Consider the following 13432-nt stretch of genomic DNA (forward strand, 5'->3'; position numbering starts at 1 on the left):
GTATTCGGTCTTTTTTTTGCCTGTTTTTCAAATCAATAACTTATTGTTAAAACAACCACTTATATCACTTCCTATTACCCTCAATGTTACTTATTAGGACTTTCTGCCGCCACTTTGTCGCCAGCCATTTGAGCCAGCGGATTCAGGTGGATAGCGTCTTCCAGGTGATCCGGAGCGAAGTGCGCGTAACGCATCGTGACCCGGATATCTGAGTGTCCGAGGATGCGTTGTAGCACGATGATGTTGCCACCGGCCATCATGAAATGACTGGCGAACGTATGCCGGAGAACGTGCGTCATCTGACCTTCCGGCAGCTCGATGCCGGCCAGCCTGATCACCCGATAAAACTGCTTATAGCAGGGCGAGAAGGGCGCGCCTTTACGGGCGATCAGTTCGTCATAAAGCGGGCGGGAGAGGGGAACGGTACGGTTCTTTTTACCTTTGGTATTGATGAAGGTGAGTTTATAGGGGGAAATCTGCGAGCTTTTGATTTTTGCCGCCTCGTTCCAGCGTGCGCCGGTCGAAAGGCAGACTTTAACGATCAGTGTTAATTCGTCATTCCCATGCTGTTCACATGCCGCCATGAGCAGCAGGATTTGTTCCTGAGTCAGCCATGCCATTTCACGTTCCGGCTGGTCGAACTCGCGGATATTTTCCAGTGGGTTAGGTAACGACCATTCCCCCAGGCGCTTCAGCTCATTGAACACCGCCCGCAGAAATGCATGCTCACAGTTCACCGTGCCGGTGGAAACCTTACGGGTCGCCAGGCTGGTACTGTAGCCATTATCAATTTCACCGCGCAGCCGTTGATCACGATAGTGTGCCCAGTCTTTCGGTGTAATCATGCTGGCAATCGGGTCACCCATTCCAGCGCTGATAATCTTAAGTTTGCCCAGCCGTCCCTTTTTATCATTGAGAGAGCAGCCATGCAGGCTGTACCAGAGATCGACCAGTTCGCTCAGCTTTCTCCGGTCTTCCTTTTCACCCAGCCAGGGTTTGTTTTTCGCTTGATCCATGGTGTAAGTCTCAAAGGCTAAGGCTTCACCCTTGGAATCAAACTGCCTGCGGCATCGCTTCCCCTCACGCCCGTTCGGATAGCATTCGCATAACCATTTGCCGGTAGACAGCTTTCTTACACTCATCACATCCCCCTTTTTTGAGAATGTGAATTTTACTGTATATAAAACCAGTGTAAATGTTTGATTTAGTCAATCGTATACATGTAAATTTATTAATTCACTGAATCAATAAAAGAAAAACCCGCTTTCGCGGGCTTCGTTTCAGTGCATTTGCAGTGACTGCTGACTGTGCTTATCCGGATGCAACTGAACCGCGTGGACGGTGCCTGGCTCAACAATGATGTCTGCAATGGACTCATGAGTTTTAAACGTGCAACTGCAATTGATGTTCTGACACTGGTGATAACGCTCTTTGGTATTGATGCTCAGATAACGGCTGGAACGTGCGTGTGCGGCGTGCTGGCATTTGGGGCAGTGCATCATAATAATCACCATGTAATCATTTTAATCAGATGCAGTCATTGTATGTTATTTAGAAAATCATACACGCTGTATTACATTGATTTACAGAGCCTTCTCTCCCACGCTGCCGATGCGCTAGTAACAACCATTCATGTGCATTATTATTTGAAATATGGACATAAATTTATCAGGTTTCATCCCTGCATTACTTCCCATCGCACTTTCCCCAGGAGCCAGCTTTACGCTCGCGATGAACAGTGCGCTGTCAGGCGGGCAAAGGGGGTTACTAAAAACACTTACCGGTACAGCTCTCGGTATTTATACACATGCAATTCTTATCGGACTTGGGATCACTTCTTTGCTTGTGGCTTCGCCAGCACTTTTTCATATGCTGAAAATTGCCGGAACAGCCTATCTGCTTTGGTTGGGGGTACAGCTCATCCGCAGTGGCCTGAAAGCGCGTGAAATGGTATTCGATTCTGGTGGTGCTCCTGTCACAATGAAAGATGCGTGGCTGGCTAATGTTTTGAATCCAAAAGCCATCATGTTTTACCTCACGGTAGTCTCACAATTTGCTGGCAGCAAAGGGGAGATCGGGCATTACATGATCCTTGCCACGGTGCATATTGCTGTTATGGCTCTTTGGCTAATCGCGATTAGCAAAGTTCTCATTTTCTCTGCCAATAAGATGAACACCATGACTTTGAAGAAATATGTGAATGTCGCGGGTGGTGGCTTACTTATACTTTTCGCATTTATGAGCATACTGCATTAGAAAGCAGGGGCTCCCTTCTCACTGGCTTACTTCGCCACTTTCCGTCGCCTCATAACTCACATCAGACAGCAGCACCTCCAGATTCAGCGTCGTCACAAATCCACTGCCGCCCAGGCTGTGCGTCACCTTTCTGATTATCCAGGGCTGCGCGTCGATCACGGATTTAAAGCCTGACACCGCCACCGGCGTCTCAGGAAATAAATCCGCACGCCCGCGCGCCAGGGAGATCGAGAACTCTGCGACGCCACGCTGAAGTTTGTCCCACTTCGCCTGGGCTGCCCGCATGGCCGCTTTCTGTGTAGCGTAAATGGTGGTGAGGGTAAACACGTTGTCTTCACTGCCCGCCAGATATTCCCCTTCCTTCGCCTCCGGCGTTTTCTGCACTTTCGCGCTGGTCTTTTTGGCCTTCGGATGTTGCAGGGCGCGCAGGTACTGCACTTTCGGTTTCCTTTGTACCTTCACTTTTTTCAGTTTCGGGTCTTTGGTATGCAGCCAGCTTGCAGACACGCCGGTGTAGGCTCCACGGTCAGCAATATTAAACGTGTGTCCGTCGCCGTCGCTGCGGACAATCGTCATCTGCGGGATCGGCTTCCCGCTTGCCGTCCTGGCCGCCCCTGGTTTGATAAACAGCAGATTACCGGCCTTAATGGCAACAACCGCGCCGTTCAGCTCCGCCAGGCGTGTGATAAATTTCGCGTCGGTTTCCTGGGTCTGGTCGATATGCGACACCTTCACGCCTTTGAACGGCTCCGCAACGGCGGGCTTGAGGTTGTTGCGCGCCGCCACGGCGGACACCACCGCTTCCAGCGTCGTGTCGTGATAGGAGTTGTCGCGGCGGGAATTCAGGCTGCCGCGATAGTCCGCACTGCGGGCGCGAATGGTCAGCGTGTCCGGCGTTCCGCGATGCTCCACCTCGTCCACCGTGAAATCGCCTTTGTTCGTCAGCGCCTGGCCTTTCCAACCCAGCGCAATATTAATCACCGCACCGCGTGGCGGCATGTCCAGCAGGCCGTCGGTGTCGCTCAGCTCGATGTCGAGCTGGTCAGCCTCAAAGCCGCGGTTATCCGTGAGCGTCAGCGAAATCAGCCGGTTGCTGACGTCCTGCGTGATGTCTTTGCCGCCGACGGTCACCGTGAAGTCCGGCGCAAACTGCGCACCGGCACCGATGGTCATATCCGTAATCACAGCAGGCCTCCCAGCTGACCGGTTAAACCACCGGTCTGATCCAGCAGCCCGTCGGCCTGCGCTTTCATGTCGCCGAACATCGCCGCCAGGGATTCATCCACGCGGGTCAGCGTCAGCGTAAATTCAATCCGGCGGGCGGCACCGTTGGAAAAATGTTCCGTGTGGGTTTCGCTGACGCTGTTGACCACGAACATCCCGTAAATGGTGCCACTGCCTTCCAGCAACGGCCACGCCTTGCCCTCGTCAGCCATCAGGTTCAGTGCCAGCAGTGACAATTTCCCGCCGGTGATTTCCGGCATCAGCACGCCGGACAGGGTAATTTTTTCCTCATTCACCCCGAGGAACTGCGGCAGCGGGCGCAGGCCGACGCGGTTGTTTACCGGCCAGCGGTAATCCACATCGCGCTGCAAACTTTGATAGGGGACGGTCTGCAACTGAAACACAAACAATCCGAGCGTTAACATCATGCGGCTTTCTCCTTAATCGTTATCCATGCGGGAACGTTGCTGGGCGGCGCGGGCGCGGTCACGGGCTTCCAGCTCGGCGCGGATCTGGCGGCTGGTATCCTGGGCACCCAAACCGGCACCGGCGGCAATGGTGTAATTGTGCGTGCTGCGGTCGATGTAACTGCGGCCGCCGCCGACGGACACCGGTGCATAACCGCCGCCCAGCAGGCCGCCAGGCGGGGGCGTGACCGGCGCGGGATTATCCAGCGGGTGTTCTGCCGGATCCGCATCGCCGTTCTGCCTGGAACGCCGGTCAGCTTTGTCGGCTGCTTTATCAATGTCTGCGGATTCATCCTTGATGATGCCGAGCTTCTCCAGCAGCCAGACCACGCTGCTGCGCAGCTTATTCGCCACCTGCAACGGTGCGGTCAGTGCGTTCGCGACCAGGTGACCAAACGACACGCCCGCATCTTTACAACTGTTCAGCGTTTCCTGGGTGGATTTAACGGGCTCAATCAGGTCTTTGAACCACTGCCACAGGACTTTGAGCTTATCCCCAAGCCAGTCAAACACCGGCTTGAGCGGCGCAAACATCTCTTTCACCGGTTCGAAAGCGATCCCCAGCCCTTCAATGACGCCCGCAAAGAACGCGCTGATCGGCTCCCAGTATTTACGGATAAGCAGGGCACCGGCGACAATCGCCACGCCAATCGCGACAATCGGCAGCGTAAGCCCGCCGATCACCGTCGCAATTGCACCGCCCACGGTGCTGAGGATTGTCCAGAGCACACCGGCGGCGGCGACAATCAGATTAATCCCACTGATAACGGGACCGGCCACCAGGCCAAACACGCCGAGCGCGCCGATAATCAGCAGCGCACCGCCTGCCACCTTGCCGAGCGTGTCCGCCAGGGCTTTATTGTTCACCACCCACTTATCCAGTTTCAGCACGTAGCCGGTGGCGGTCTGCACCAGTTTGCGCAGTGAGGAATCCTGCTGATCAAACAGGTCAGTCCCGACGGCCTCATAGGCTGACTGAAATTCCTTAAAGTCGCCGCCGAGATTGTCCTGCATCACCGCCACCAGCGCCTCAGTTTTGCCGTCCGAGGTTTTCAGCGCCTTACTAAGTTCATCCAGTTTTCCCGATGATGCATCGCCCATCAGCACCGCCGCCGCCGAGCTGGCCTCCTCGCCAAAGATGGCCTTCATGTACTGAGCACGCTGCGACGTGCCGAGCTTGTTTTTTTCAAAGCTCTTTTGCATTTCCTTCAGGATGGTAAACAGCGGGCGCATATTGCCTTTCTTGTCCGCCGTTTTTACCTTCAGCTCACCGAGCGCGGTGGCAGCGGTGCCCGTCGGTGCCTGCAAACGGGTAATGACGGCACGGGCACCGGTTCCCGCCATTGAGCCGGTGATTTTGGCATCGGCCAGCGCGGCGGCCATCGCGGCGGTTTCTTCGACGCTGATACCGGCCTGCTTTGCCACCGGCGCGGCATAGGTCATGGTGTCTGACAGCCCGTCAAAGGTGGCGGCAGATTTATTCATCGCCGTAGAAAGCACGTCGCCGATGTGCGCCACGGTGTCATTCGTCATGCCGAACGCGGACTTCACGCCCATCAGCAGCGTGGCGTTTTCCTCCATGGTGCGCTTGTTTGCCAGGGACAGATTCAGGATGGTCGGCGTCGCTGCCAGAATGCCGTCCTTGTCCGCGCCGGATTTGGCGACGATGATTTGCGCGGCGGCCGCGTCATCGGCGGAGGCGGCGGTGTTATCGCCGAGCTGCCGCGCCTGGGTGCGCAGCGCGGTCATGTCGGCGGAGCCTTTTTCCAGGCCAAGCGTCGCCTGCAATTCTGAGTTTTTCAGGGCAAAGTCATAGCCGGGCTTGAGCATCCCGGCACCGGCTACCGTGCCCGCTGTCGCAATCGCGACTCCCGCCGCACCCGCGCCGGTGACACTGCCGGCCAGTTGTTTACCGGCCTGATACCGGCCTTTCACCGCGTTCAGTTTGGCCTGTTGCGCGCTGACGCGTGCCAGGGATTCACGCTGGCGGTTGAGCTGCGCGGTGGTTTCGCTAATGGAGGTTTTCAGGCGGCGTTCTGACTCAGACAGCGTGCGCGTGCTGATGCCCGCCTGGGTGAGTTCGGTGCGCTGACGCTGCACCGACTGCCGCAGCCCGTTGAACTGGGTCTGCAACTGCGCGGCGGTGCGCTTCGCGGCTTCCATGGCCTGCGCCTGGGCGCGGGTCGGGTTGGCGGTGTTTTTGAACCCGATAGCCAGCGCCGCCGCTTCCGCTTTGGCGTCTTTGAGTTTCTGACCGGTGACGGCAAGCTGCGCGCTGGATTTGCGGAAACCGTCAATCTTTCCGGCCTGAGCGTTCAGGTCTTTGAGCACGGTCTGAGAGTTTTTAATGTCTCCGGACAGCGCCTTACTGGCGTTCTCAACCGATTTAAACGGGCGGGTCGCCTGGTCAACCGCCTTTAACAGCACCTCTACTTTTAAATTACTCACTGTCGGCTCCGCTGCGCTGCATGGCCTTATGACGCCAGCCGCAAAGCTCGGTCAGCGTCATCAGGTTCATTTCTGACGGCGGCCAGTGAAAAATCACCGCGATATCCGCCATCAGGTCATCGACCGTCAGGGTCGGGGGAAGTTTTACTGTTCCGATTTCGGCGATAAAAAACCAATCACCTTACCCGCCAGGGCAATCAGGTCGGGCAGGTTCAGGCTTTTGCAGTCCTGGGCGGTCAGGTTCGGAGTGGTAATGCGCGGCAGAATGACGGTCAGCGCGTCAACGTCGGCATTCGCCAGCGCCGCCAGGCCAATCCCGCGCAGGTGTCCGGCATTGGGTTTAATGACTTCAACCTGGTTAATCAGCGTGTCGCCGCGTGTGATTGGTTCTTCCAGAATAACGATGTTTTCATTGTGTTCTGACATAGCGGTGTCTCTTATTTTAAAGTGAGGTTTCGCGCCGGAGTCCGGCGCGGGGGTACGGGTTACAGGCCGATGTTTTTGCGATGTTCCGCCACGCGGTCAACGCCGCCGACGATTTCCACCATGTTCACGGTATCGACTTCAATCATGTCTTTGCCGTCAATCGTGAGCTTGAAATAGGTGCACTGGGTGGTGATTTTGGTTTCGGTATCTTCACCCTGTTTGTACTCGCCGAAATCCATTTCCTTGTGGCGTCCGCGCATGGTGACTTCCACGGCGGAGGTTTCGCCGGTATCGTCGCGCTGGAAGGAACCGGCAAAGCGCAGCGGCACGGCATCGACCGCGCCCCACTGCTGCAACACCAATTCATCCAGCCCGCCCACCGTCCACTCAAAGCTCAGCGCGTCGTCGTCCAGCCCGAAATCAATGGCAGCCGAACCGGTCATGCCGCCGCCGCGGTAGTTCTCCAGCTTGCGGGTCAGTTTTGGCAGCGTCAGCGCGCTGACCATGCCCAGGTAGCTGTTCCCGTCGTTAAACAGGTTCAGGTATTTCAGTTTCTTAGGCAGTGCCATGGTTTAGCGCCTCTTAGCTGTTAACGGACGTGGCGAACGTCGCCAGGTACTGGTCGGTGATGCGCTGACGCAGGGTTAAATCTTCCAGCGGCGGCACCGGCGTATAGTCGTAATCAATGAACAATTTGCCCGCTTTGAGGGTTTCGACGGTGTTGGCTTCGGGGTCATACCAGCAGTTGCCATCGATGATCAGCCCGGCGGTTTTCATTTCGCGCAGCTTGGCGTTAATGCCCGCAATCATGTCTTTGATAAGGGTCGGGGTAACGGGCTTATCTGACGCCCACATATGCCCTTCGGCGATGGTGTCCGCCAGCACCTGCGCGGTGCGGGTGTAGTTCTCAAACAGGAACAATGGATCGTCAGAGCAGGTGCGCTGCCCCCAGAATTTAAAGCCATCCTTGCGGATAAGGGTGGTGACGCACGCCTGGTTCAGCAGGTCAGCATCGGTGCCGGTGGTTTGCAAATCCCAGTACACGCTGGCAGACAGGCCGGTGACGCCGTTGATGCCGACATTAGAAAGCGTTTTGTGCCAGCCGGTGTCGGTGTCGATTTTGGCACGCAGGCCGAGCGCGTAAGCCGTCGCGGGGGCGATGTCGCTGGCGTTTGTGGTGGTGTTCCAGGTCACGAAATCCGGCCAGACAACCATCAGTTCACGCTGGCTGAAATTGTCGCGGTACTTAATGGCATCGGACACAGTTTTGCAGCCGTAGGCGCTGACGTAGCCGAAGGCGCGCAGTTGCTGACAGACGGCGGCGAGCGCGGTGGCGACCTCCTGATTATCCAGCCCAGGCACGCCGAGAATGCGCGGCTTTACGCCGAGTTCCGTTTGCGCAGACAGCAGCGCTTTCATGCCGGTATACATGCCGGTTTCATCTGAGCCGCCGATGATGTTGGAGGTGGTTTCCGCTTCGGTTTCGCCTTCCTTGACGCGCACGACAACGACAACCGGTTTAGCCTGGTTGGCGATTGCCATCAGGGAGGCGCGGAGCGTGCCGGTTTTACCGGCCTTGCCTGCGGCGGTCAGTACGTTAGTAATGAGTACGGGCGTATCCAGCGGGAAGGTTGCCGCGTCCGCATCCTCGCCGGTGCAGACCATCCCGATGATGGCGGTGGAAACGGTGGAGATAACGCGGGTGCCGTCATTGATTTCAACAACGCGCACACCGTGATGATAATCAGCCATGGTGTTTTTCCTGTGATTGGGGTGAAGTCAATCATCGCTGGTTGTGTACGCGCAGGCACGGCGGGAGGGATGTTTGAACCATGGCACAACGTGGCGGAGCAGAATCAAAAAAGCCCCTTTTCGGGGCATAGGTTAAGCGGGGATTTCAGGCCAGGTAATATCCGGCGCGAGGGCGGGATCGATGCGGCTCAGCTGCACGCGGTACAGCATCCATTCCCTGAGCTGAGAAAGTTCGTCATCCGTGGCAATGTCGAGCTCTTTTGCGTCCTGTAGCGGGCTGATTTTCTGTGAGGCTTCGGCCAGCAGTGCGTCTCTTGTGGCTTTGGCCTGTTCGGTCAGTTCGGCGGCCGATAATACCCGCGCCACAATGCTTTCGCCGTCAAAGACCCACTTCCCGCCGCCAGGCTGCGAAAGAAACGTGTCAGGACAGTCCGACACTTCCGCCACGCTAAAGGACTGCGGCCACATCGTGGAGGCGTCATAACTGGCCGAGTTAATCAGCCCGCTCTCATCAAAGGCAATTTTCACCGTCTCGTCAGAAAACTGTTTAAGCAGTCCGTACCAGTCATTCCCCTGCGGATCACAAAGGAATACCACGCCGTGAGATTTAGCCAGTAACGTTTCGTCTTCATTAAGCGGTGCGCGCAGAGAGAACGCGCCGTAAATATTCGTTTTCATACATAACCCACCGTATACCAGTTGCCGCCGACGGCTTTCTGCAAAGGACGCATGCGGATCCAATAGTTAGAGCTGCCTGCATCTTTGAAGGACGTCATCACGCCGCCGTTCATGTTTTCATTGTTGTTGCGTTCTTTGAACTCTGAGGATGTGCCGAAACGAATATCCTGCACGCAGTTTGAGTAAGCCCAGTTTCGGGCGTTATTTTCAGCGTTATTCGCCCGGTTTTGCGCATCATTCTGAGTTGATACACGCTGCCCCATCTCATAAATCCCGCCGCCGTCAGTGTACAAATTCCCCTGCGTGCTCAGGTCTCCCGTGCCGGAAATTCTGACGTACCCCGTTTGCACGGAGTTATTGACGTTAACGGTGCGGAAAACGAATCCGCCAACACCGCCGCCTTTGTTATTAACAAAGTTAGATTCGCCCTGGCCGTTACTCTCATTCCATCCCAGATATGTCCCTTGTCCGTTGCCTGGCTGAGGAAGGGTTATTGCACGCAGAAAATTCGCGGTAACACCGCCTTTTACATCGCCACCGGCGCGGGGAAATGCCCCGACGTTGTCAGCATTAAGTGAAATGTCACTCGTGCCATCGAACGCCACACCGGCAATTTTGCGGGCGGTGGCGAGTTTGGACGCGGCGACGGCAGTGCCGTTTGCTGGGAGGGCACCGAGATTCTTTACTGCATCGGCTGCGGTTTTTGCACCGGTGCCCCCGCTGGAAACAGGCAGCGCCGTCGATAATGTCAGGCCATACGCACCGGCGATTTCAAGCCCGCCGTCCATCACCCAATTATCCGCCGTACCGTCTGTCAGATTCGACGCTCTTTTACGAAGTACCCACCTGCCGCCAGTGGCATCCCAAAAACCAAAGTTACCGGCGCTGGAATAGCTCACGTTGATTAGCGGGTGCGCCGCATTTGACGAGCTAAATTGACAGGTAGCGTCATGCCGGTTGAATTTCACCAGGCCGTTAAAATTGACTTCTCCGGCCACGGTCATCCCGGCCGCAAAGGTCGCATCGCTTACCGCCTTCATGGTGTCATTGATTGTTAGCGGCGAATCAATGGAAACCGCCGACGTGTAGATGTTGGCCGTATCCCTGTTATATCCCAGATACAGCGTACCGCCGACGCCGGAGCCTGCATCTTTCACACTGGCTGAAAGCGTGACATTGCCGTTGTTATGGTCGCGCAGAATGACGGCATCGTTACGCCCGCGGATCACTGAATTCGCGTTAGTAGAGGAAAGGGTAATACCTGATTCAGGCCGCAACACGCCGTTTGCGATTTGTACGCTGTCGGTCTGTCCGTCGCAGACGATGCGGGCTTTAATGGTGCCGGTTTCATCCCTGGCATCCATGCGCATCACGCCTTCGCCTGCCGGATAAATTGCGGCGGACAGGCCACCCAGCGCGCGCCCAGCGTGCGGGTCGGTGTCTGTCAGCGTGTTAGGCAGACGAAAATAAACATTCCCCATGGACGTTAATGCAGAGGGTAAGTTGTTCGCCGAGACTGAACCGAGACGGCTGGTAAATGACATATAGGCTTCATAATCATTTGCCCGGAAAACAGCCATCCGGTAATTCGCCTGGATCGAACTGGCGACCTCCAGGTTAGCCGCCATTTTAACGCTGGACGCAATGCTGGTTAGTTTGCTGAGGCCGGTAATATCCGCGTTCTCACCCGAACGGGCGACGCCCAGACGCGTTAAGTCCGCCAGCGTCATGCTGCCGCTGTCCATAATTTTCCGCCAGCCGAACGGATAACCGCTGTCGCTGAGGAACCACTTCCAGCCGCCCGCCGCAGTGTATGAACCGATGCGCTCAAAAATCTGCCCGTCGTTATTAATCAGCCGCTGACAGGCTGCCGCACCCGCCGCCCAGTAGCGCCGCCAGTTGTGCAACTGACCGGCAACGACATAGGTCGCCCCCAGAGGGTGGTCTTCAAACGTGGCAGAAATACTGATGGGATTCGTGACGTCAATAATGGACGGGTCATCCAGACGCTTAACCTTCGTCGTGTCCGTTGCCAGCATCAGATTGCTCATTGCCCCGACGTCCGCTGCCTCCAGGGTAATATCGGCGCTCAGCGGCTTGTTATTTACTTTGCGGGTAGAGGGGACGCGAATATTTGCATTGTCGTTAGCAGCCTTTACCGCTTTCGGCGTGGCAGCCAGGATTTCGCTGGTACTGCTGACTGAGCTGCTGAGCTGGACAAAACCCTTTGCGGTCAGCGTACCGTCGGGGTGGTTGCGTGATTTTTCATGCGCGGCCAGCAGGTCATTCACATACTGCTCCGTTGCCATAATCACCGAGTCGTCGATCAGCAGGCTGATGACTTCGGTGTTACTGACGGCAATCACCATCCGCAGCGTCTGCGTGCGGCCAGAACCTTCCGCCAGGGTCGGCTTGTAAGTGTCCGCCATGTTGCAGACGGCAATCAGCGCGCCATCATCGGCAAACAGCCCCATTTCGCGCATCCAGAAGCCGCCGACGCTAGCAGAAATCACCGCCTCGGCAATCACCCAGTTACCATGTGTCGGATCGCGCTTTAAGGAGTTGAGCGGTGTGCGGTACACCTCTTTAACCAGTTTGGTCTGGGTGGCGACGGGCGTGGTTGTCTTGCCGTTACCGTCACCGACGGCAAGCTGCGTAATGTTGATGTCAGTCCCCGCCGCAATGGCTGCCGCGATACGCGACTGGCCGAGCGTGGTGACGACGGATTTAAATGTGCTCATAGCGTCCTCTTATGCGGGGTAAACGGTCAGCAGCTCGCCGGTGTACTGCGCTGCGCCAATGTAAACATCGCCTTTGATATCCTGGGTGATGGTCAGGCCGATCAGATGGCGGCTGGCCGGTTTGGCGTCGGCAATCAGCCGTTCCATTTCTAAATACATTTCCTCGGTGATGCCGGTTTCCAGCACGCCGATATCCAGGCGAAACGTGCCCGGCTCGTCATTGGTTTCCCACCATTCGGTCACGTTAATCAGGTAGCCGAGCGGCTCCACCACGCGCCGGATGGCACCGAGGGTTCCCTTGTGGCAGTGAATGAACCACGCTGACTGAATGACGCGGCGCTTGGTGGCGACAGGCCAGTTTTCATCCCAGCGGTCAACCGACAGCGCCCACGCCAGGTACGGCAAAAACTTCGCCGGACAGGTCAGCGGATCCCAAAGCTGCCGCAGCGGCACCGGTACGTTTTCAAGCGCGGCGCAGGCATCGGCGGCGGCAACTTCCAGCTGGGATGAACCAACGGGCAGCAGGCGATCACTCATCGTAGCCGCCCACTTTCAGGGTGTACGCGGTGCAGAATGACGCCTGCGTTTTATCCAGTTCGATGTCAGCGGCAGGGCTTTTCAGCTCCACCCGCTGCACGCCTTCAACGTGCAGCGCGGCATAGATGGCGGACAGCCGGATGTCACGACCTAAACGGTGCTGCGCCGTGGTGTAAGCAATCAGTTTTGCCTCAGAGGCTTCCCGGATGGGTTCGGCTTCCGGACCAGGGAATAAATACAGCACGGCATCAATGGTGTAATTCACGACAGTTGCCGACTGGACAGTCACGCGGTCTGCCACGGGGCGCACGTTCTCGTCATTGAGTGCGGCCTGAACCACCGCCAGCAGCTCAGCGGGTGCTGTGCCGTTGCCGGTCTGTGCCAGCACGGAAATCGTCACGCAGGCGGGCGACGGACTGATCACTGAAATATCCGCCACGCGCCCGTCAGCCGAACGCCCGTGATATTCATAAGAGCCGACCGGACCGGCTACGCTCAGTCCTTCAAACGCCTGCTGCGCACGGATGCGAAAATCCGCATCGCTTTCCATCACTGCCGCCACGGCGGGCACGCTGACCGTATCGGCAGGGGTGATCGTCAGGCGTTCCACGCTGAACGTGGCGGCGATATTGTCGAGATCATTACCGGAGGCATAAGCCAGCATCACCGCCTGCGCCGCCTCGTTAACCCGCTGACGCAGGATCACTTCGCGGTAGGCGTTCTCCTCCAGCAGTTTCACCATCGGCTCAGACTCCAGGGTCAGTGTGCGGGCAATAGCAGCCTGCTGGTCTTCGGGGTAAAGCGAGACCAGCGTGGCTTTGCGCTCCGCCAGAAGGATTTCGTAATCCAGCACCTCCACCACGTCGGGGGCGGGTAACTGGCTCAGGTCGATAGTTGCCATGG

Annotated in this window: 14 protein-coding genes; 1 reads left to right on the forward strand and 13 read right to left on the reverse strand. The window is 56.8% G+C overall.

Annotation, left to right across the window (positions count from 1 at the left end):
* Positions 1 to 86: 86 nt before the first annotated feature.
* Together GW579_RS23325 and GW579_RS23330 are read right to left on the reverse strand one after the other, a co-directional pair.
* Positions 87 to 1142 carry a phage integrase gene (locus GW579_RS23325; RefSeq protein ID WP_165062158.1) on the reverse strand — a complete coding sequence of 352 codons (1056 nt, stop codon included), beginning with the start codon at positions 1140 to 1142 and terminating at the stop codon, positions 87 to 89.
* A gap of 138 nt (positions 1143 to 1280) precedes the next feature.
* Complete coding sequence (locus GW579_RS23330; RefSeq protein ID WP_112151099.1) at positions 1281 to 1502, reverse strand: DNA-binding transcriptional regulator; 222 nt, start codon at positions 1500 to 1502, stop codon at positions 1281 to 1283.
* A 151-nt stretch (positions 1503 to 1653) separates the two neighbouring features.
* On the opposite strand from GW579_RS23330, the gene GW579_RS23335 reads away from it, so the two are divergent.
* Positions 1654 to 2256: a LysE family translocator gene (locus GW579_RS23335; protein ID WP_165062160.1), complete on the forward strand. Its 603-nt coding sequence runs from the start codon at positions 1654 to 1656 to the stop codon at positions 2254 to 2256.
* 18 nt (positions 2257 to 2274) lie between these two features.
* Here GW579_RS23335 and GW579_RS23340 read toward each other — a convergent pair whose 3' ends face one another.
* The 11 genes from GW579_RS23340 to GW579_RS23395 all read right to left on the reverse strand — a co-directional run bounded on the left by GW579_RS23340 (position 2275) and on the right by GW579_RS23395 (position 13430).
* A complete protein-coding gene (locus GW579_RS23340) occupies positions 2275 to 3429 on the reverse strand; it encodes a phage late control D family protein (RefSeq protein WP_206739036.1) in 1155 nt (384 codons plus the stop codon).
* An 8-nt stretch (positions 3430 to 3437) separates the two neighbouring features.
* Positions 3438 to 3908, reverse strand: coding sequence for a phage tail protein (locus tag GW579_RS23345; RefSeq protein WP_165062164.1), 471 nt, complete (start codon positions 3906 to 3908; stop codon positions 3438 to 3440).
* Positions 3909 to 3920: 12 nt separating this feature from the next.
* Positions 3921 to 6395, reverse strand: coding sequence for a phage tail tape measure protein (locus GW579_RS23350; protein ID WP_165062166.1), 2475 nt, complete (start codon positions 6393 to 6395; stop codon positions 3921 to 3923).
* On the reverse strand, positions 6388 to 6507 hold the full coding sequence (locus GW579_RS23355) for a GpE family phage tail protein (RefSeq protein WP_112286888.1): 120 nt from the start codon (positions 6505 to 6507) through the stop codon (positions 6388 to 6390). Before GW579_RS23355 ends, GW579_RS23350 begins: the two co-directional genes overlap by 8 nt.
* A gap of 32 nt (positions 6508 to 6539) precedes the next feature.
* Positions 6540 to 6821, reverse strand: coding sequence for a phage tail assembly protein (locus GW579_RS23360; protein WP_165062168.1), 282 nt, complete (start codon positions 6819 to 6821; stop codon positions 6540 to 6542).
* A gap of 59 nt (positions 6822 to 6880) precedes the next feature.
* A complete protein-coding gene (locus GW579_RS23365) occupies positions 6881 to 7390 on the reverse strand; it encodes a phage major tail tube protein (RefSeq protein ID WP_165062169.1) in 510 nt (169 codons plus the stop codon).
* A 13-nt stretch (positions 7391 to 7403) separates the two neighbouring features.
* Positions 7404 to 8573 carry a phage tail sheath protein gene (locus GW579_RS23370; protein ID WP_165062170.1) on the reverse strand — a complete coding sequence of 390 codons (1170 nt, stop codon included), beginning with the start codon at positions 8571 to 8573 and terminating at the stop codon, positions 7404 to 7406.
* Between the two features lie 132 nt (positions 8574 to 8705).
* Positions 8706 to 9251: a tail fiber assembly protein gene (locus GW579_RS23375; protein ID WP_165062171.1), complete on the reverse strand. Its 546-nt coding sequence runs from the start codon at positions 9249 to 9251 to the stop codon at positions 8706 to 8708.
* The gene (locus tag GW579_RS23870) at positions 9248 to 11992 is read right to left on the reverse strand and encodes a phage tail-collar fiber domain-containing protein (RefSeq protein ID WP_235937458.1); all 2745 of its coding nucleotides are present in this window, start codon (positions 11990 to 11992) and stop codon (positions 9248 to 9250) included. Before GW579_RS23870 ends, GW579_RS23375 begins: the two co-directional genes overlap by 4 nt.
* A gap of 9 nt (positions 11993 to 12001) precedes the next feature.
* Positions 12002 to 12529, reverse strand: a complete 528-nt coding sequence (locus GW579_RS23390) for a phage tail protein I (RefSeq protein WP_165062172.1) — start codon at positions 12527 to 12529, stop codon at positions 12002 to 12004.
* On the reverse strand, positions 12522 to 13430 hold the full coding sequence (locus tag GW579_RS23395; protein WP_165062173.1) for a baseplate assembly protein: 909 nt from the start codon (positions 13428 to 13430) through the stop codon (positions 12522 to 12524). Before GW579_RS23395 ends, GW579_RS23390 begins: the two co-directional genes overlap by 8 nt.
* Between the last annotated feature and the right edge of the window lie 2 nt (positions 13431 to 13432).

Origin of the sequence: Rahnella contaminans (assembly GCF_011065485.1) — a bacterium.
GTDB lineage: Bacteria > Pseudomonadota > Gammaproteobacteria > Enterobacterales > Enterobacteriaceae > Rahnella > Rahnella contaminans.